Consider the following 18,816-nt stretch of genomic DNA (forward strand, 5'->3'; position numbering starts at 1 on the left):
CCCATCAGCCGCCCCATATAATAATTTGAAATACTTTTGAATGATGGCGATTGTGGCGAAGTGGTTAACGCATCGGATTGTGGTTCCGACATTCGTGGGTTCGATTCCCATCAGTCGCCCCATTATATTAAATAGTGGAACCTTTATTATAATTTTTGATATAATAACATTAATATTTTATTTTTTTGGGCTATAGCCAAGCGGTAAGGCATCGCACTTTGACTGCGACATGCGTTGGTTCGAATCCAGCTAGCCCAGCCATTTGCGGAAGTAGTTCAGTGGTAGAACACCACCTTGCCAAGGTGGGGGTCGCGGGTTCGAATCCCGTCTTCCGCTCCATTTTATATTAAGGCGGCATAGCCAAGTGGTAAGGCATAGGTCTGCAAAACCTTGATCACCGGTTCAAATCCGGTTGCCGCCTCCAATTTTTAAATTAAGTTTTTTATATACGCCGGGGTGGCGGAACTGGCAGACGCACAGGACTTAAAATCCTGCGGTAGGTGACTACCGTACCGGTTCGATTCCGGTCCTCGGCACCATTGATATATAATAATGCGCCCGTAGCTCAATTGGATAGAGCGTCTGACTACGGATCAGAAGGTTATGGGTTCGACTCCTTTCGGGCGCGCCATTATATCAAATAATAAGTTTTTTCGGGAAGTAGCTCAGCTTGGTAGAGCACTTGGTTTGGGACCAAGGGGTCGCAGGTTCGAATCCTGTCTTCCCGACCATCTTAAATAATATGGGGCCTTAGCTCAGCTGGGAGAGCGCCTGCCTTGCACGCAGGAGGTCAGCGGTTCGATCCCGCTAGGCTCCACCATATTTAATATATAATTAAATATAATCCTTAATTTGGCGGTGTAGCTCAGCTGGCTAGAGCGTACGGTTCATACCCGTAAGGTCGTGGGTTCGACCCCCTCCGCCGCTACCAAATTAGGACCTTTAGCTCAGCTGGTTAGAGCAGACGGCTCATAACCGTCCGGTCGTAGGTTCGAGTCCTACAAGGTCCACCATATGTTTATTATTTGGAGGAATACCCAAGTCCGGCTGAAGGGATCGGTCTTGAAAACCGACAGGCGGGTCAAACCGCGCAGGGGTTCGAATCCCCTTTCCTCCTCCATATTATGCTAAATATAAGCATAGTAAAAATCATATAAATACTATTATCGCGGGGTGGAGCAGTCCGGTAGCTCGTCGGGCTCATAACCCGAAGGTCGCAGGTTCAAATCCTGTCCCCGCAATTGGTCCGGTAGTTCAGTTGGTTAGAATGCCTGCCTGTCACGCAGGAGGTCGCGGGTTCGAGTCCCGTCCGGACCGCCATATTGTGGCTCAGTAGCTCAGTCGGTAGAGCAAAGGACTGAAAATCCTTGTGTCGGCGGTTCGATTCCGTCCTGAGCCACCATTTAATTATTACTAAATGCGGGTGTAGTTTAGTGGTAAAACCACAGCCTTCCAAGCTGTTGATGAGGGTTCGATTCCCTTCACCCGCTCCAAAATATGGGCCTATAGCTCAGCTGGTTAGAGCGCACGCCTGATAAGCGTGAGGTCGATGGTTCGAGTCCATTTAGGCCCACCATTTTTATTTTATCTTTGTTCCGCAGTAGCTCAGTGGTAGAGCATTCGGCTGTTAACCGAACGGTCGTAGGTTCGAATCCTACCTGCGGAGCCATTATGGGGAAGTACTCAAGAGGCTGAAGAGGCGCCCCTGCTAAGGGTGTAGGTCGCGTAAGCGGCGCGAGGGTTCAAATCCCTCCTTCTCCGCCATTATAAGGCCCGTTGGTCAAGCGGTTAAGACACCGCCCTTTCACGGCGGTAACACGGGTTCGAATCCCGTACGGGTCATAAAAAAGGTTGTCAACCAATTGTGTTGGCAGCTTTTTTTTTACTTATTTATAGTTAATTATAGATCTGGATGTAAAAAGATACCATGGACTAAGATTCTATGGTATTTTTTGTATATAGGGCAAATACACAATTTAAGTGAGAGGAATAACATAGAAAAGCCATAAGGAGAAACAAAAAATGATTAAGTATATTATTTTTGATTTTGATGGAACGATTGCCAATTCTCAATATGCATTTGTTTCTGCCTGGAATCATCTAGCTGAAAAGCACCGATTTAAAAAACTAGAGCATGATAGGTTAGAGGATTTAAAAAAACTAACCATTAAAGAACGAAGTAAGTTGTTAAATTTTCCAATGTATAAATTGCCCATTGTGATGCCGGAATTCTACACAGCCTATCGCCAATCAATATTAGACGTGACCCTATTTGAAGGGATAAAGGAATTATTAGATGAATTAGAGAGTAGAGGTTACCATACGGCCATTATTTCTTCTAATTCAGAGGAAAATATTAGGCAGTTCTTAAATCGTAATGACGTTAAGGTACCTGATATTCTTTGTTCCAGTCGCATTTTTGGTAAGGATAAAATGATAAAAAAGTTCTTAAAATCTCACAATGTGCAGTCTTCCGAGGTTATTTATGTAGGAGATGAGCATCGGGATATCGTTGCCTGCAAGAAGTGTAATGTAAAAGTTATATGGGTTGGTTGGGGCTATGATGGCATAGAAGTGGTTCAATCTGAAAATCCTGATTATATGATTCAAACGCCAGATGAAATTCTGCAAATCATTTAGAGTATCCCAATTAAATTCACCAAAAGATATCTTTAGTCATTCTTAAACGCTTGGAAAAATGCAATTCCAAGCGCTTTTTTTAATACTGGTCTTTTCTGCTAGTCAAACCTTTCATCTTTTTCACGCAATTTCCTTCCAGGGTTATCAAGGTCAAATTCCGATGTTATGCCAGTGGACGGACCTCTAAACATTTCTCCAACTGCAATAATCTTTCCATCTGGCGGTCCAAATAGGGGGACCTTCACTTCATCTTTAGAAGCCTCTTTAATTAAAAACTCTTCTTCTTTATTACTCAATTTATATGTCTCCTTTAAATAAATAGTTTTGTGTAAGAAGCCGGAACCATCAACCCAGGCTGGTGCCAGAACCAGCTGTTATATGCAAGGCCCGGTCATCATTAGTTCGTCTCAATACTCACCCCCAACAAAAAGCTATTCAAGAGTCTTGTCCAAAAGTAAGTAAAGCTCTGAATTCACAGTGCTGCATGTTTTATTTTGTCAATCCAGGCAATAAATTATGTCGAAATTTCAAGATTACCTTTATATCTTGCTGTTAATTGGCAAATTGTTAAGTTTGTTGTCAAAAAGTTTAGAAAAACTTTACAAGGTCTTTTTCCAAATCACTCGAATATAATCATGGAAGCTATTGCAGTTAGAAGGAGAAGAGCGACATGAACACAGTTTTTCCAACAGACTATCAAATGCATTTATTTCATGAGGGTACCCTTTTTGAAAGTTATAGACTCTTTGGTGCACATATTATGAAAGAAGATGAAAAGGTAAAGACTCGGTTTTGTGTCTGGGCACCGAATGTGGAAATTGTCAGATTAGTTGGTGATTTTAATGATTGGAATGGAGAGGGGTACCACTTACATAGAGTAAATAATGAAGGAATTTGGATGACTCATATTGAGATGGATCTACAGGGGTGTTTATACAAATATGAAATGATTACAAAAGAAGGCAAGCGTTTTTTGAAATCGGACCCGTTTAGCTTTTATTCGGAAAAAAGACCGGATACAGCTTCCATTGTATACTCTCTTGATGGCTATCAGTGGAATGACGATCATTGGATGCAGAAAAGAGAAAAAAGAAATAGCCTATCGGAGCCAATGGCCATTTATGAAGTCCATTTAGGATCGTGGCGAAAGACAAAGGATGGCTGCTTCTTATCGTATAAAGAATTAGCCGCTGAATTAATTCCGTATATTGTGGAGCTTGGATTTACCCATATTGAATTGTTACCCCTTGTCGAGCACCCGCTCGACGAATCGTGGGGCTATCAGGGAACAGGCTATTATTCCGTCACAAGCCGCTATGGTACGCCACATGATTTTATGTATTTTATTGATCAATGCCATCAAAACGGCATCGGGGTTATTCTTGATTGGGTGCCTGGACATTTTTGCAAGGATGCTCATGGGCTATATAAGTTTGACGGAACAAATTTGTATGAATATGAAAATCCTTGGGACAGTGAAAATGCTGTTTGGGGTACTGCAAACTTTAATTTTGGAAAAAGTGAAGTACATAGCTTTCTCATTTCAAATGCGCTTTTCTGGATGGAAACCTATCACATTGATGGTTTTCGCCTTGATGCAGTATCTAATATTATTTATTGGCCGAATCGACATGAGGAAACGGAAAATCCATTGGGCATCCACTTTTTGCAAAAATTAAACAAGACCATTTATGAGCGAGATCCTGCATTCTTAATGATGGCTGAAGACTCGAGTGAATGGCCGCAAGTGACCTCACCCGTACATTACGGCGGACTAGGCTTCCAATACAAATGGAATATGGGCTGGATGAATGATGTCCTTAGCTATATGGAAACAACACCTGATTCTCGGTCGAATGTTCATGGAAAAATGACCTTTTCCTTGTTGTATGCCTTTAAAGAAAACTTTGTTCTACCCTTTTCTCATGATGAGGTAGTTCATGGGAAAAGGTCACTTCTAGATAAGATGCCGGGTGATTACTGGAGCAAGTTTGCCCAGCTGCGACTGTTGTTAGGCTATATGATTGCTCACCCTGGAAAAAAACTATTATTTATGGGGACAGAACTAGGGCAATTTTCAGAATGGAAGACTAATGAGCAGCTTGATTGGCATTTGCTTGAGTACGATATGCATATGAAATTAAATGGGTATGTAAAGGAATTGCTGAAGCTATATAAGCGTTCAAGGCCGTTTTTCGAGATGGATTTTCTTCAAGAGGGCTTTGAGTGGATTGATGTAAATAACCATCAGCAATCGATCTTTTCTTTTATCCGCAAAGGAAGAAGGGAAGGTGAGCATTTGATTGTCATCTGTAATTTTACAGAGCGTGTTTATGAAGATTATTGGGTAGGTGTTCCACAAAAGGGGTCATACAGGGAAATATTTAATGGTGATAAAGCGGAATTTGGTGGAGCTGGCTTTATAAATAAGAAGGTTTTAAAGACGGAAGATGAACCGTATCATGGGAAGCCATATTCGGTAAAAATGACGATAGCCCCCTTTGGCGTATCGATATTACGACCTGTTAAGCATCGAAAGGAGAGAAAAGGAAATGGTAAGGAAGAAGTGCGTAGCCATGTTATTGGCCGGAGGGAAAGGGAGCAGACTCCATTCGTTGACTGAAAACCTAGCTAAGCCTGCAGTGCCCTTTGGAGGGAAGTATCGGATTATTGATTTCACTTTGAGCAATTGTACAAATTCAGGCATTGATACAGTTGGGGTGCTGACGCAATATCAGCCACTTGTTTTGAATTCTTATATAGGAATCGGAAGTGCCTGGGACTTAGATCGAAGAAATGGCGGAGTTACGGTTCTCCCGCCTTACAGTGAATCATCTGAGGTCAAGTGGTATACGGGAACAGCGAGCGCCATTTATCAGAATATCAATTATTTAAAGCAACATAACCCAGAATACGTATTAGTCCTTTCAGGTGACCATATTTATAAAATGAATTATGAACTCATGCTTAATTACCATATTGAAAAAGGTGCCGATGCCACGATTTCAGTTATTGAAGTTCCTTGGGAAGAAGCAAGCCGATTCGGAATTATGAATACGAGTGATGAAATGGTGATTACCCAATTTGAGGAAAAACCGGATGTGCCAAAAAATAATTTGGCTTCCATGGGTATATACATATTCAATTGGTCCCTTCTAAAGGAATATTTAGAAAGGGATGCAAAAGACCCTAATTCCAGCCATGACTTTGGCAAGGATATTATTCCGTTACTTTTAGCAGAAGAAAAGCAGTTATATGCTTACCCGTTTAAAGGCTATTGGAAGGATGTCGGAACCGTTAAAAGCCTTTGGGAGGCTAATATGGACTTATTAGATGAGACATGTGAATTAAATTTATTTGATTATAATTGGCGGATTTACTCCGTTAACCCGAATCATCCGCCACAATATATTTCAACTGAGGCAAAAATTACAGGATCTCTTATTAACGAAGGCTGTACCATTGAGGGAAATATTGATAAGTCAGTTCTTTTCCAAGGGGTAACAGTCGGGAAAGGATCATTCATACGTGAAGCTGTGGTCATGCCTAATGCCAAAATTGGTAAAAACGTTATGATTGAAAAAGCCATTATTCCTTCCAATATCCATATACCTGATGGAATGATGATTAGCGGTTCAATGGAAAACGATGAGATTGTATTAGTTTCAGAAGAAATGCTTCGAAAATATGTTTCTTAAAAAACAGTTTTTTAGTACGGCTGGGGGAAAGTGGTTTTGATGACAAAATTTGTAGAGTGTGCAGCTATTGACTGTGGGAGGGAAAGATTGTGAAGAATCGTTTGCTTGGTGTAATTGATGCAACAACCTATCACGAAGAATTGGGGGAGCTGATGATTCATCGATCGCTTGGAGCGGTCCCCTTTGCCGGCAGGTACCGCCTTATCGACTTTATTCTTTCCAATATGGTGAATTCTGATATAGAAAGTGTAGCGATTTTCCCTAAATTTCAATATCGCTCATTAATGGATCATTTAGGTTCAGGGAAGAATTGGGACCTTAATAGAAAAAGAGATGGCCTTTTCTTTTTCCCATCACCAATGATTGAAGGATCCCAAAATGGAATTGGCTCCTTTAATCATTTTGCTGCAAACTTAGATTATTTTTACCGAAGTAATCAGGAATACGCACTTATCGCAAATTGCTTTACGGTCTTTAATATGGATTTTCGCCCTGTTCTAGACCTGCATATTCATGCGGGGTGTGATATAACGGAAATCCGCCAACAGGGGCGGTCCCTGGAAATGTACTTAGTAAAGACGTCTTTTCTAATAGAACTCATTAAGTCACGTGAACATACAGGATATACTTGCATGAACGATGTCGTCAATGATTTAAACCACTCTTACTTAATATGCAGCTATGAATATGATGGCTTTGCAGAAAAGATTGATTCTATTCAAACGTATTTTCAAGTAAGCATGGACCTTCTACAGCCGCATATTTGGAGAGAGCTGTTTCCTCAGGAGAACCCGATTTATACAAAGGTAAAGGATGAACCGCCTGCAAGATATTTCGAAGGGGCATCAGTACAGCATTCCATGATTGCTAATGGGTGCCAAATTATGGGGGATATCAAAAATAGTATTATCTCTCGCGGTGTTAAGATTGGAAAAGGCTCAGTTATTAAAAATTGCATTATTATGCAAAAAAGCCAGATAGGGGAAAATTGCCATTTGGATTCGGTTATTTTAGATAAAGATGTGAAGGTCGCATCTGGAACTGTTTTAGCTGGTTCAAGTCAATCTCCGTATGTCATTCAAAAAGGAACCGTGCAAGGAGCTCTGATGAATTTGTGAAAGTATTGTTTGTTGTATCCGAATGTGTTCCATTTGTAAAATCGGGAGGACTGGCTGACGTTGCTGGTTCTCTTCCTAAGGAAATCAAAAAGCTAGGCACAGATATCCGAGTTATCCTCCCAAAATACCAATCTATAAATGAAGAATATAAAGTTAAAATGAAAAAGACTGCAGAATTTTCCGTGCAGGTAGGGTGGAGAAATCAGTATTGCGGGATCGAAGAACTTCAATTCGAGGGGATCACCTATTATTTTATAGACAATGAATATTATTTTTTTCGGGAAAATTTATATGGATATTTTGACGATGGGGAGCGGTTTGCTTATTTTAATAGGGCAGTATTGGATTGTCTCGAGTTGATCGATTTCTTCCCGGACATTATACATTGTCATGATTGGCATACGGGGATGATTCCGTTTCTATTAAAAGCTCAGTATCAGGCGATAGAGAGGTATAAAGACATCCGCACGGTGTTTACTATTCATAACTTGAAGTTTCAAGGAATTATGCCACGTGAGGCTCTGCAGGATTTATTTGGACTGAGCAATCAATATTTTCATATCGATCATCTGGAATTCTACGGGCAAATTAGCTTTATGAAGAGTGCCATTGTTGCAGCAGATAAGATTACAACAGTGAGCCCCACATATATGCATGAGATTCAAATGGAGCACTACGGGGAAAGGCTGCATGGATTGTTAAAGAAGAGGATGGATGATTTTGAAGGGATCATAAATGGGATAGATGCAGCCCTCTATGATCCGAAGAATGATCCCTGCCTATTGGAGAGATATAATCCTGAGGCAATTGAAAGGAAACAGGTTAATAAAAGATATATTCAGGAGAAATTTGGGCTTCCAAGTCATATGAATACCCCTTTAGTTGCGATGATTACGAGATTAACAGAGCAAAAGGGAATTGATCTTGTTCGCTGTGTTTTCCAGGAGCTCATGTCGGAGGATATCCAAATGATTATACTGGGAACAGGTGATATTCAGTTTGAGCAATTTTTCCGAGAGATGGAATGGGCTTATCCAGAAAAATGCAGAGCTTATATTGGCTTTGATGAGGAACTGGCACACCAGCTGTACGCTGGAGCTGATCTCTTTCTAATGCCATCAAAATTTGAGCCGTGTGGCCTTGGGCAAATGATCGCAATGAAATATGGCGCTATTCCTGTTGTTAGAGAAACAGGTGGATTAAATGATACAGTTCAGTCTTTTAATGAACTTACTGGTGAAGGAACCGGCTTTACATTTGGCCATTTTAATGCCCATGACATGCTGTTTACCGTGCAAAAGGCACTCCGCTTTTATCGGGATGAATTGTACTGGAGAAACATTGTCAGAAATGCCATGACAGCGGATTTTAGTTGGGCGCAATCTGCTGAAAAATACAATGGGCTATATTCCGAAATCATCTCTAGGAGTGAAAGTCATGTTTTCTAATAAGGAAGAGTTCAAAGAGTCTTTCTTAAAAAGGCTGGAAATGATATGTGGAAAAAGCTTTGGAGAAAGCACGAAAAGGGACCATTACTTTACAATAGGGAATATGATTAGGGAATATGTCAGCACTAGCTGGATCAACACGAATGAACGTTATCGAAGTAATAGAGGCAAGCAAGTTTACTATATTTCCATCGAGTTCTTGCTTGGCCGGCTGCTCCATCATAATTTGCTTAACTTAGGGCTAGAGGATGTTGTGAAGGCTGGATTAAAGGATTTAGGGATAGATTTATATGAATTGGATGAGATAGAGGCTGATGCAGGATTAGGGAACGGAGGGCTTGGGAGACTAGCTGCCTGTTTCATGGACTCTCTAGCCTCGTTAAATTTGCCGGGGCATGGCTGTGGGATCCGCTATAAGCACGGTTTATTTGAGCAGAAGATTGTTGATGGCTATCAAATTGAGCTGCCAGAGCAATGGTTGCGGCATGGGCATGTGTGGGAGGTTAGGAGAGCGGATTTAGCAATTGAGGTTCCTTTTTGGGGGAGTGTTGAAGCTAGGGAAGAAAATGGTCGGCTCGTATTTCGGCACGAGAAAGCGGAACTGATTTCGGCTGTCCCTTATGATTTGCCAATTGTCGGTTACAAGACGGAAACGGTAAATACCCTCAGACTCTGGAATGCGGAACCCTCGCCCTACCCTATTCATAAGGATATTATGAAATATAAACGGGAAACAGAGTCCGTTTCTGAATTTCTATATCCGGACGATACACATGATGAGGGAAAAATACTTCGGTTAAAACAGCAATATTTTCTTGTTTCAGCAAGCATTAGGTCGATTATTCGCTCCTATAAAAAGCAGCATGAGACTTTACATGATTTTCACGAATATGTAAGTATTCATATTAACGATACACACCCTGTCCTAGCTATCCCAGAGTTAATGCGAATATTAATCGATGAAGAGTGCATGGGATGGGATGAGGCTTGGTATATTACCGTGAACACGATTTCGTATACGAATCATACAACCTTGTCAGAAGCGCTGGAAAAATGGGCAGTCCGTTTATTTCAGCCTCTGCTGCCGCGGATTTATATGATAGTAGAAGAAATCAACGAGCGGTTTTGCCAACAGCTTTGGGATTTGTATCCTGGTGAATGGGAACATATCGAAAGTATGGCAATAATCGCCCATGAAGAAGTGAGGATGGCTCACCTCGCCCTTGTCGGAAGCTATAGCGTAAATGGGGTAGCTGCCCTTCATACTGAAATTTTGAAGAAAAGGGAAATGAGCTCTTTTTATCACGTATTCCCTGAAAAATTTAATAATAAAACAAATGGCATTACTCATAGAAGATGGCTGTTAAAAGCCAATCCCCTTCTCTCTGGGCTTATTACGGATGGAATTGGAAGTGAATGGGTTCGAGAACCAGCCCAACTTAGTCAATTAAACAAATTTGAAGAAGACAAAGCTTTTCTTCAAAACTTATCCCGCATTAAACAGCAAAATAAGGAAAGGCTCGCTAGAAGAATTAACAATCAGACCGGCATTGTGGTAGATCCCTCCTCTATATTTGATATTCAGGTAAAACGCCTCCATGCTTATAAAAGGCAGTTACTCAATATTTTGCATGTCATGTATTTATATAATCAGCTAAAAGAGGATTCAAGCTTCAATATGCACCCGCGTACTTTTATCTTTGGAGCCAAAGCCTCTCCCGGATACTATTATGCAAAGAAAATTATTAAGCTCATCAATACAGTCGCGGATAAAGTCAACCGGGATGCCAGGACTAATGAAAAGTTAAAGGTCATTTTCCTCGAAAATTATCGTGTCTCTATAGCTGAAGAGGTTTTTCCAGCGGCAGATGTAAGCGAGCAAATTTCTACTGCCAGTAAGGAGGCTTCTGGTACTGGAAACATGAAATTTATGATGAATGGCGCTCTAACGGTAGGGACTCTGGACGGGGCAAATGTTGAAATAATGGAAAAGGCAGGTCCGGAAAATATCTTTATTTTTGGCCTTACTGCTGACAAAGTTCTTCAATATTATCAGCATGGCGGTTACAATTCAATGGATTACTATCATCATGACAAAAGAATTCGTCAAGTAGCCGATCAATTAATTAATGGTTTTTTCCCGGAAGCTGATGATGAATTTGAACCGATTTTTGATTCATTACTTACGGAAAATGATCAATATTTTGTACTGAGGGATTTTGATTCTTATGTGAATATTCAGAGGCAGGCAGGAATAGCATATGAAGATCAAAGTAAATGGCTGAAAATGAGCTTGAGAAATATTGCTGCTTCTGGTTATTTTTCCAGCGACCGCACAATTCGTGAGTATGCTGAAGAGATATGGAGGATTCAGTCTATTTAGGATGTTGAAAGTATGAAAGGGTGCAATTTGCACCCTTCTCACTAAGCTGTGTGAGCGTTCCATGAACTAAATTGGTAGAGGATTTTGAAAAAACCTAACATAGAAGGGCCCAATGTAAGCGTTTTGAAGGGGATTTTGTCAAAACCCTAACATAGTAAGGCCTAATGTAAGCATTTTGGAGAAAGCCCCGTCAAAACCATCTTTAAAGGGGCAGCTTACTACTATTGTAATAAATCCTCCAATTGTTTCTGCCAATTTGGATTTTTATCTACAATAATTAAGACTGCCCCTTTCATAAATTATTCTTCTTCTTCCTCTTCTACATAACCATCTGTATATCGATAGTGTAAATCGCCAAACTGTGTATCGGTGCCGACTTCATCAAGCATGGCTTCGTATTCTTCATGCTTTTTCGAAGGATAAATGATTCTATCTGTCCCTTCAATGTTATTAGCAATAAAGGTTTCATAATCCTCCGTAAAGCCTTCATCATCATGCCCTTCGTTATAAAGGGAATTATAATCTTCATAATCGCCTCTAAGGTCGGATGGGGTTTCAGATGTACCGTAACGGGCAACCTCTTGGAAGCTGTCTTCATTATCAACAACCTCTCTAAACTGGTGATGCTGAAATGTATTTCCATGTGCTGGCTCCAGTACATCCTCTTCCACTGGGCGGTCACCTGGTACAATTTGTTCAGGGCTATGATCCTTACAGTATAATGTATAAGGGACAACCTCTAGCCTTTCGAATGGGATGTCCTCGCCACATACTGTACATTTCCCATAAGAACCTGTATGGATTGCCTCCAACGCGGCATTTACTTTATTTAACTGGGAATCATGATGCTCCTCAAGGGCAAAATCCTTTGTTCTGTCATATAATTCAGTCCCCATGTCTGCAGGGTGATTATCATAAGCAGATAACTCGCCAACTGTTTCTCTTGCATTTACGCCTTCTAGACTGCCTTCCTTATTTCCATGAAGCTGTGATTCTAAAGATGTTTTCTCCTCTTCTAATTGACGCATTAATTGGTTGAGTTGTTCAGACGATAACAAAACAATATCACATCCTCATCAAATTCGATTCGAGCTATTTTAAAACAGCAAGCAGTTGACAATCATATGTGTTTAGTATGAGCTTTACCTTAAAAAATAATTACTGAAATGCTGAAGCCCTATAGTGAACCTTCCCTTTTTAAACATGAAAAAAACCCTTGTCATGTACAAGGGTTAAAGTATTTCTTATAAAAAATAACCAATAAATAAACCGATTGATAATAAAAATCCAAAAATCGTATTCGTTTGAGCAGTTGCCTTCATTGCAGGCATCATTTGAATAGGAATTGTTTTTCCAATAAAACCTTTCGTTGCTTTAATCGCTTTCGGAGCGCTTAGAACAACAATCGCTAACCAAGGTGAAATAATATTCATGGCAATAAGAATGAAAACCCATGCATAAGAAATAATAAACATACTAGCAAGCAATTGAATGGCGCCTATTCTTCCTAATAAAATCGCCAGCGTTTTTCTGCCAAACTCTTTATCGCCGTCCAAATCACGTATATTATTAGATAACATAATAGCACCGACAAGAATCAATATAGGGATCGACACTAAAATACTTGTTTCCGTTACTGTTCCAGTTTGAATAAAGAACGAAATGAGAATAATCAGCATGCCCATGAAAAATCCAGCAGCAATTTCACCAAATGGCGTGTACGCAATTGGAAATGGTCCTCCGGTGTAAAGATAGCCTACTAACATACAAATGATTCCGATCAAAGCTAACCACCAGCTGCTGTTCATACAAATGTATACTCCAATTAAGATCGAAACACCGTATAAACCAAGGGCCAGCTTAAGAACTGTCTTTGGATGTATGCCATCACGTACAATAGCTCCACCAATCCCAACAGATTCTTCATTATCGAGCCCTCTTTTAAAATCGTAATATTCATTAAACATATTCGTTGCAGCTTGTATCAGCAAGCTTGCAATCAACATAGCAAAAAATAATCCAAAATGAATGCTTGTATCCTGAAGAGCTAAGGCCGTTCCAAGTAGTACTGGTACAAAAGCAGCGGTAAGAGTATGAGGTCTTGTCAGCTGCCACCAAACCCTCCAATCCCTAGAGTTGGTAGGCGGAATACTTGTATGCATTTGTGTTTGCATAAAACTCTCCCCTTGTCATCAATATAATCTATAATATCAAACCTATTTATTATAAAGGATAGGATGTCTTCTGTCAAAAATGACCGTAATAAAGGCTTTCCATCCTAAGTCTAAGCGGGAAAAAAGTAAGTGTCAATGGTACAAATTGAAAGCCGATAAAGATGAATTTTTCTTCTTTTCATTAAATTAGAAAAACCAGTCCTGAACATGACTATAATTGACATATGAATGAGAATAAGTGTATGTTAAAATAAGTTTATATGAAGGAATAACGGTTAATAGGTATTGTTGGAGGGATTTTTTTGGTTACCATAACAGAAACGGAACTAAAAGACGGGATCCTTGAAGCGATAGATAGGGCAAAGGCCTTATCTAAACCAGTTTTAGTAAGTGAAGTTCAGCAGATTAATCCTATAGATCCTCTTACTTTTTTCACGGCAGGCCGTGAAGCTTTTTTAGGTGAACGTTTTTTTTGGAAAGATCCATCAGATGAAACGTTCATTATTGGGATGGGAAGATGCAATCAAATTCAATCGGATCAGGCAGCTGGCCGTTTTTTTCATGTTGAAAAAGAGTGGAAGCGCTTTATTCAAGATGCCGTTATTTATAACCGGTTTGAAATAGATGGAATAGGTCCTCTTATGTTTGGCGGTTTTTCCTTTGATCCTATTAAAGAGAAATCAAAACTCTGGGAGAAATTTTCGGATTCATTGTTTCATATACCGACCTTTATGTACAGTGAAATAAAAGGAAAGGCCTATTTAACAACGAATGTGCTTTGTACACAAAATGATGATGAGTCTCTTATTGATGTTATTCACTTAGAGAGGCAGGCACTTTTCACTTCCCTATTAGACATTCGAAATGATGAAAGCCATCAATTAAATAAAGAGTTAGAAATGAATCCTGAAAAATGGAAGGAACAGGTCCGTTCCATTGTGAATGAATTAAAGCAAGGTTCAATAGAAAAGGTCGTCTTGGCGAGGGAAACAAGATTATTTTTTGACAAACATGTTCAAGTGGAACAAGTACTTTCACAACTATTGAATCTTCAAAGAGAGAGCTTTATTTTTGCATTTGAATCAAATGGTGATTGTTTTATTGGGGCTTCTCCAGAACGGCTTATCAAAAAGAGCGGAAAAAGCCTTTTTACGACATGTCTTGCTGGATCAATTGCAAGAGGCAAGTCGGAGAAGGAAGATAATCAGCTTGGTGAAGAATTATTAAATGACCGTAAGAACTTAATTGAGCATCAATATGTTGTGCAAATGATTAAAGAGGCGATGGAAGAATCTTGTGAGGAAGTATTATTGCCTGAAAAAACGCAGCTTCTAAAAACGAGAGACATTCAGCATCTTTATACGCCTGTCATTGGAAAGGCGAAGGAAGATACCTCATTACTCAATTTAGTTGATCGCCTGCATCCAACTCCTGCTTTAGGAGGACTGCCAAAGCAAGCAGCAGTAGAGAAAATCAGAGAAGTAGAAGATTTGGACAGGGGTTTTTACGGTGCACCGCTAGGTTGGCTTGACTATAAAGGGAATGGCGAATTTGCTGTTTCTATTCGTTCCGGCCTTATCCAAAAGGATGAAGCTTCAATCTTTGCTGGCTGTGGTGTTGTGAAGGATTCGAATCCAGAGAGTGAGTATATCGAAACGAAGATTAAATTTAGACCAATGCTAAGAGCATTAGGAGGTATAAATAAATGAATCATCAAGAAGCACTAACCTCTTATATTGCTGCATTCGTGACTGAGCTAGTAAATAATGGGGTAGAGGATGTTGTCGTAAGTCCTGGTTCTAGATCTACCCCAATGGCAATGGTCATCCTTGAGCATCCTGAACTTCGTGTACATATACATGTAGACGAACGTTCGGCTGCCTTTTTTGCTTTAGGGATTGCTAAAGCTTCGAAAAGGCCTGTGGCGATTTTATGTACTTCAGGCACAGCCGCAGCTAACTATTTTCCTGCTATTGTGGAAGCGAATGTATCGAGGGTGCCTTTAATTGTTCTAACGGCTGATAGACCGCATGAATTAAGAGATGTTGGCGCGCCACAGGCGATCGATCAAATTCATTTGTACGGAAAACATGTAAAATGGTTTGTAGAAATGGCACCTCCTGAAAATACTGTAGAGATGATTAGATATGCACGTACAGTATGTGCAAGAGCAGCTTCTACTGCTCTGCAGTCTCCAGCAGGGCCTGTCCATTTGAATTTCCCATTTAGGGAGCCGCTAATTCCACGATTGGACAGGCAAGACTTGTTCGAGGTAACGGAAAGAGCTGGGGGATATGTCGGGATTCAGCCAAGTGAATGGACATTATCGAATGAACAATTTAAAGAGTTGGGTGAAAGCATCCAGTCATATAAAAGAGGGATCATCGTTTGCGGTCCAATTGAGACAGAGGGGTTTAAGGCTGCCGTTATTAATCTTGCTAAAAAGCTTCAGTTCCCCATACTAGCAGACCCGCTTTCCCAGCTAAGAAGCGGAACGCATAGTGGAGCACAAATTATTGATACATATGATACGATTTTGAAAAACGATAAAGCAAAGCGTGAACTAAAGCCTGATGTCATTATTCGTTTTGGGGCTTTGCCTGTTTCTAAGCCATTAACCATATTCTTAAAAGAGAATCATGATGTACCCCAATTCGTTATTGATGGCGGTGCAGGATGGCGGGATCCGGGGATGGTATCCTCTGAAATGATTTATTGCCAGGAAACGAGGTTTTGCCAAGCTATTCTACCATTTATTAAGGATGTGAAGGAAGAGAGTTTCCTTGAGAAGTGGGAGAAGGTCAATCAGCTTACCCGCAGCTGCCTAGCAAAAATAGAAGAAGTAACTGAATTAAGCGAAGGGAAGTTATTTTATCAGCTTGCCAATATGCTTCCTGAAGGAGCCGTATTATTTGTCGGCAATAGCATGCCTATAAGGGATTTAGATACTTTCTTCCATCTTAATGATAAGTCGATAAGGATAATGGCTAACCGTGGGGCAAACGGTATAGATGGAGTAATTTCTACTGCTCTTGGAGCAGGGACATGCCTGCAACCGCTATATTTAGTCCTAGGTGATTTAACTTTTTTCCACGATATGAATGGATTAATTGCCGCTAAACAATATGGAATTGATATTAATATTCTTTTAATCAATAATAATGGCGGAGGAATATTCTCTTTTCTGCCGCAAGCCAGTCACCCGAAAAACTTTGAAAAGCTATTTGGAACCCCACTAGATTTGAAGTTTCAATATGCTGTAGAAATGTACGGAGGGCAATATGATTTAATTTCAGATTGGGAGCATTTTTCTTCTGTTATGAATCAAAATAAAGATAGATCTGGATTAAAGGTAATGGAAATTACAACAAACCGGGAGAAAAATATTAGTGAGCATCGAGAGCTATGGGATGAGGTTTCCCGGGAAATAAGTCGATTCCTGGAGGTCGAATGCTGATGGATTTTGTTATCAACGGCATTCCATATCATATTGATAGGTGGGGCCCCTTAGAGGGGACCCCTTTACTATTGCTTCACGGCTTTACTGGAAGTGGTGCTTCATGGATTAGATTCAAGCCTTATTGGCAAAATTATCATGTCATTGCTGTTGATATTATTGGTCATGGCAAATCGGATTCTCCTACTGATGTATCAAAATATGATATTGAGGCAGTGGCGGAGGATTTACATACTATTTTGCAGAGGCTAGGAATTGGACAAACTAATTTATTAGGCTATTCCATGGGTGGAAGATTAGCTCTGACGTTTGCTCTACAATATCCTCAAATGGTTAGAAAGCTCATTCTAGAGAGCTCAACACCTGGACTAAAATCAGAAGATGAAAGGGAAGCAAGGCGCCTTCAGGACGAGAAGCTTGCCAGTCGAATTCAAGAACAGGGGATTGAGGATTTTGTGGATTACTGGGAGAATATCCCCCTTTTTCAAAGCCAGAAAGGACTCTCAGACGATCTTCGGCAACATATTAGAACAGAGCGATTAAGTAACTCGGCAGTAGGTTTGTCTAATAGTCTTAAAGGAATGGGCACAGGCGCTCAAACTTCGTGGTGGGAGAGGCTTCATGAGATTTCTTTTCCTGTACTTTTAATAACAGGTGATATGGACAGTAAATTTTGTCAAATAGCAAAAGAAATGCATAAGGAATTAAAAAATGGAACTTGGATTTCCATTGATAAAAGTGGACATGCAATTCATGTGGAGAAACCAGAATTATTTGGTACAATAGTAAATGAATTCTTATCGTATGAAAAGGATCCAAAAAACAATCCTTTTTGATACGTTTGAAGAGAAATCAGCGGCTAACTATTAGCGCTGAATTAAGATATTTGTTAATTACATAAAAGGAGGATTCCGTCATGTCAGCAGTAGAATGGATTGCCGGACGCAAGTATGAAGAAATTATTTATGAAACATACAACGGAATAGCAAAGATCACGATTAACCGTCCAGAAAAACATAATGCTTTCACGCCAAGAACAGTATCCGAGCTAATTGATGCTTTCGCTTATGCACGTGATGATGCAAATGTTGGGGTTATCGTCCTAACTGGTGCAGGAGATAAAGCTTTCTGTTCAGGTGGAGATCAGTCTGTACGCGGTCATGGAGGCTATGTTGGGGACGATCAAATCCCGCGCTTGAACGTTCTTGATTTACAGCGTCTAATTCGTGTCATTCCAAAACCAGTGGTTGCTATGGTTAAAGGGTATGCGATCGGTGGAGGACATGTTCTCCATATCGTTTGTGATTTAACCATTGCTGCAGATAATGCCGTCTTTGGACAAACTGGTCCGAAAGTTGGAAGCTTTGATGCTGGGTATGGCTCAGGCTATTTAGCAAGAATTGTCGGTCATAAAAAGGCACGCGAAATTTGGTATTTATGCCGCCAGTATAATGCTCAAGAAGCTTTAGACATGGGGCTTGTTAATACAGTCGTTCCGCTTGATCAAGTGGAAGAGGAAACAATTAAGTGGTGCGAAGAAATGCTTGATAAGAGCCCAACTGCACTTCGTTTCCTTAAAGCTGCGTTTAATGCGGATACAGACGGTCTTGCTGGTATTCAGCAATTTGCTGGTGACGCAACATTGCTTTATTATACAACAGATGAAGCAAAAGAAGGCCGCGATGCCTTTAAGGAAAAGCGCAAGCCTGATTTTGGCCAATTCCCTCGTTTTCCTTGATTTAGAAGAAAAGCGGAGGCGCCTGCTTAAGGAACGCAGACTAAGAACGCCACGTCCTGTGGCAACGTCTGCATGACCCGCATCCTGCGGGCCTCAAGCATAAGACGATCCACCCGGAAAGGTGTACTTTACCTTTCTGGGTGGATTGGCTTATGACCTC

Annotated in this window: 13 protein-coding genes and 19 tRNA genes; 29 read left to right on the plus strand and 3 right to left on the minus strand. The window is 40.4% G+C overall.

The annotated features are described in order from the left end of the window. Positions 1-46: 46 nt before the first annotated feature. From V7164_RS01825 to V7164_RS01920, 20 genes are all read left to right on the plus strand, one after another. Positions 47-122: transfer RNA gene (locus V7164_RS01825), tRNA-His, on the plus strand. A gap of 64 nt (positions 123-186) precedes the next feature. Continuing rightward, a tRNA-Gln gene (locus V7164_RS01830) sits at positions 187-261 on the plus strand. A 3-nt stretch (positions 262-264) separates the two neighbouring features. Continuing rightward, positions 265-339: transfer RNA gene (locus V7164_RS01835), tRNA-Gly, on the plus strand. Positions 340-350: 11 nt separating this feature from the next. Continuing rightward, positions 351-424 (plus strand) — tRNA-Cys (locus tag V7164_RS01840). Positions 425-450: 26 nt separating this feature from the next. Then, positions 451-539 (plus strand) — tRNA-Leu (locus V7164_RS01845). Positions 540-554: 15 nt separating this feature from the next. Continuing rightward, positions 555-631 (plus strand) — tRNA-Arg (locus V7164_RS01850). 23 nt (positions 632-654) lie between these two features. Continuing rightward, positions 655-731: transfer RNA gene (locus V7164_RS01855), tRNA-Pro, on the plus strand. Positions 732-744: 13 nt separating this feature from the next. Further along, positions 745-820 (plus strand) — tRNA-Ala (locus V7164_RS01860). 34 nt (positions 821-854) lie between these two features. Then, positions 855-931, plus strand: a tRNA-Met gene (locus V7164_RS01865). Positions 932-936: 5 nt separating this feature from the next. Then, positions 937-1,013: transfer RNA gene (locus V7164_RS01870), tRNA-Ile, on the plus strand. Positions 1,014-1,027: 14 nt separating this feature from the next. Beyond that, positions 1,028-1,120, plus strand: a tRNA-Ser gene (locus tag V7164_RS01875). 47 nt (positions 1,121-1,167) lie between these two features. After that, positions 1,168-1,241 (plus strand) — tRNA-Met (locus V7164_RS01880). Positions 1,242-1,243: 2 nt separating this feature from the next. Further along, positions 1,244-1,320: transfer RNA gene (locus tag V7164_RS01885), tRNA-Asp, on the plus strand. Positions 1,321-1,326: 6 nt separating this feature from the next. Next, a tRNA-Phe gene (locus V7164_RS01890) sits at positions 1,327-1,402 on the plus strand. Between the two features lie 17 nt (positions 1,403-1,419). After that, positions 1,420-1,493 (plus strand) — tRNA-Gly (locus tag V7164_RS01895). 6 nt (positions 1,494-1,499) lie between these two features. Beyond that, positions 1,500-1,576 (plus strand) — tRNA-Ile (locus V7164_RS01900). Between the two features lie 18 nt (positions 1,577-1,594). After that, positions 1,595-1,669, plus strand: a tRNA-Asn gene (locus V7164_RS01905). A gap of 4 nt (positions 1,670-1,673) precedes the next feature. Next, a tRNA-Ser gene (locus V7164_RS01910) sits at positions 1,674-1,764 on the plus strand. Positions 1,765-1,770: 6 nt separating this feature from the next. Then, positions 1,771-1,842: transfer RNA gene (locus V7164_RS01915), tRNA-Glu, on the plus strand. A gap of 180 nt (positions 1,843-2,022) precedes the next feature. Further along, positions 2,023-2,640, plus strand: coding sequence for an HAD-IA family hydrolase (locus V7164_RS01920; RefSeq protein ID WP_335345259.1), 618 nt, complete (start codon positions 2,023-2,025; stop codon positions 2,638-2,640). A gap of 98 nt (positions 2,641-2,738) precedes the next feature. Here V7164_RS01920 and V7164_RS01925 read toward each other — a convergent pair whose 3' ends face one another. Beyond that, positions 2,739-2,936: a hypothetical protein gene (locus V7164_RS01925; RefSeq protein ID WP_335345258.1), complete on the minus strand. Its 198-nt coding sequence runs from the start codon at positions 2,934-2,936 to the stop codon at positions 2,739-2,741. 374 nt (positions 2,937-3,310) lie between these two features. Between V7164_RS01925 and glgB the strand changes: the two genes are divergently transcribed. From glgB to V7164_RS01950, 5 genes are all read left to right on the plus strand, one after another. Further along, on the plus strand, positions 3,311-5,263 hold the full coding sequence (gene glgB, locus V7164_RS01930) for a 1,4-alpha-glucan branching protein GlgB (RefSeq protein ID WP_335345257.1): 1,953 nt from the start codon (positions 3,311-3,313) through the stop codon (positions 5,261-5,263). After that, on the plus strand, positions 5,193-6,338 hold the full coding sequence (locus V7164_RS01935; protein ID WP_335345256.1) for a glucose-1-phosphate adenylyltransferase: 1,146 nt from the start codon (positions 5,193-5,195) through the stop codon (positions 6,336-6,338). Before glgB ends, V7164_RS01935 begins: the two co-directional genes overlap by 71 nt. An 89-nt stretch (positions 6,339-6,427) precedes the next feature. Continuing rightward, positions 6,428-7,456, plus strand: a complete 1,029-nt coding sequence (locus V7164_RS01940; protein WP_335345255.1) for a sugar phosphate nucleotidyltransferase — start codon at positions 6,428-6,430, stop codon at positions 7,454-7,456. Further along, positions 7,453-8,904, plus strand: coding sequence for a glycogen synthase GlgA (gene glgA, locus V7164_RS01945; protein WP_335345254.1), 1,452 nt, complete (start codon positions 7,453-7,455; stop codon positions 8,902-8,904). The genes V7164_RS01940 and glgA overlap by 4 nt, the downstream gene beginning before the upstream one ends. Further along, the gene (locus tag V7164_RS01950) at positions 8,894-11,287 is read left to right on the plus strand and encodes a glycogen/starch/alpha-glucan phosphorylase (protein WP_335353301.1); all 2,394 of its coding nucleotides are present in this window, start codon (positions 8,894-8,896) and stop codon (positions 11,285-11,287) included. The genes glgA and V7164_RS01950 overlap by 11 nt, the downstream gene beginning before the upstream one ends. A gap of 299 nt (positions 11,288-11,586) precedes the next feature. Here the strand turns inward: V7164_RS01950 and V7164_RS01955 are convergent, their stop codons facing one another. Together V7164_RS01955 and V7164_RS01960 are read right to left on the minus strand one after the other, a co-directional pair. Beyond that, on the minus strand, positions 11,587-12,345 hold the full coding sequence (locus tag V7164_RS01955; protein WP_335345252.1) for a TraR/DksA C4-type zinc finger protein: 759 nt from the start codon (positions 12,343-12,345) through the stop codon (positions 11,587-11,589). A 186-nt stretch (positions 12,346-12,531) separates the two neighbouring features. Continuing rightward, positions 12,532-13,461, minus strand: a complete 930-nt coding sequence (locus V7164_RS01960) for a 1,4-dihydroxy-2-naphthoate polyprenyltransferase (protein ID WP_335345251.1) — start codon at positions 13,459-13,461, stop codon at positions 12,532-12,534. A gap of 302 nt (positions 13,462-13,763) precedes the next feature. On the opposite strand from V7164_RS01960, the gene V7164_RS01965 reads away from it, so the two are divergent. From V7164_RS01965 to menB, 4 genes are all read left to right on the plus strand, one after another. Continuing rightward, positions 13,764-15,170: an isochorismate synthase gene (locus tag V7164_RS01965; protein ID WP_335345250.1), complete on the plus strand. Its 1,407-nt coding sequence runs from the start codon at positions 13,764-13,766 to the stop codon at positions 15,168-15,170. Continuing rightward, complete coding sequence (gene menD / locus V7164_RS01970; RefSeq protein WP_335353302.1) at positions 15,167-16,918, plus strand: 2-succinyl-5-enolpyruvyl-6-hydroxy-3-cyclohexene-1-carboxylic-acid synthase; 1,752 nt, start codon at positions 15,167-15,169, stop codon at positions 16,916-16,918. The genes V7164_RS01965 and menD overlap by 4 nt, the downstream gene beginning before the upstream one ends. Continuing rightward, positions 16,918-17,754 (plus strand): 2-succinyl-6-hydroxy-2,4-cyclohexadiene-1-carboxylate synthase, encoded by an 837-nt coding sequence (menH, locus tag V7164_RS01975; RefSeq protein WP_335353303.1) that lies wholly within the window; start codon positions 16,918-16,920, stop codon positions 17,752-17,754. The genes menD and menH overlap by 1 nt, the downstream gene beginning before the upstream one ends. Before the next feature lie 80 nt (positions 17,755-17,834). Then, entirely contained in the window at positions 17,835-18,656 is an 822-nt protein-coding gene (gene menB / locus V7164_RS01980; RefSeq protein ID WP_335345247.1) for a 1,4-dihydroxy-2-naphthoyl-CoA synthase, read from the plus strand. Positions 18,657-18,816 lie beyond the last annotated feature (160 nt).

The sequence above is a fragment of the Bacillus sp. JJ1474 genome (assembly GCF_036965225.1).
Taxonomy (GTDB): Bacteria; Bacillota; Bacilli; order Bacillales; family Cytobacillaceae; genus Cytobacillus.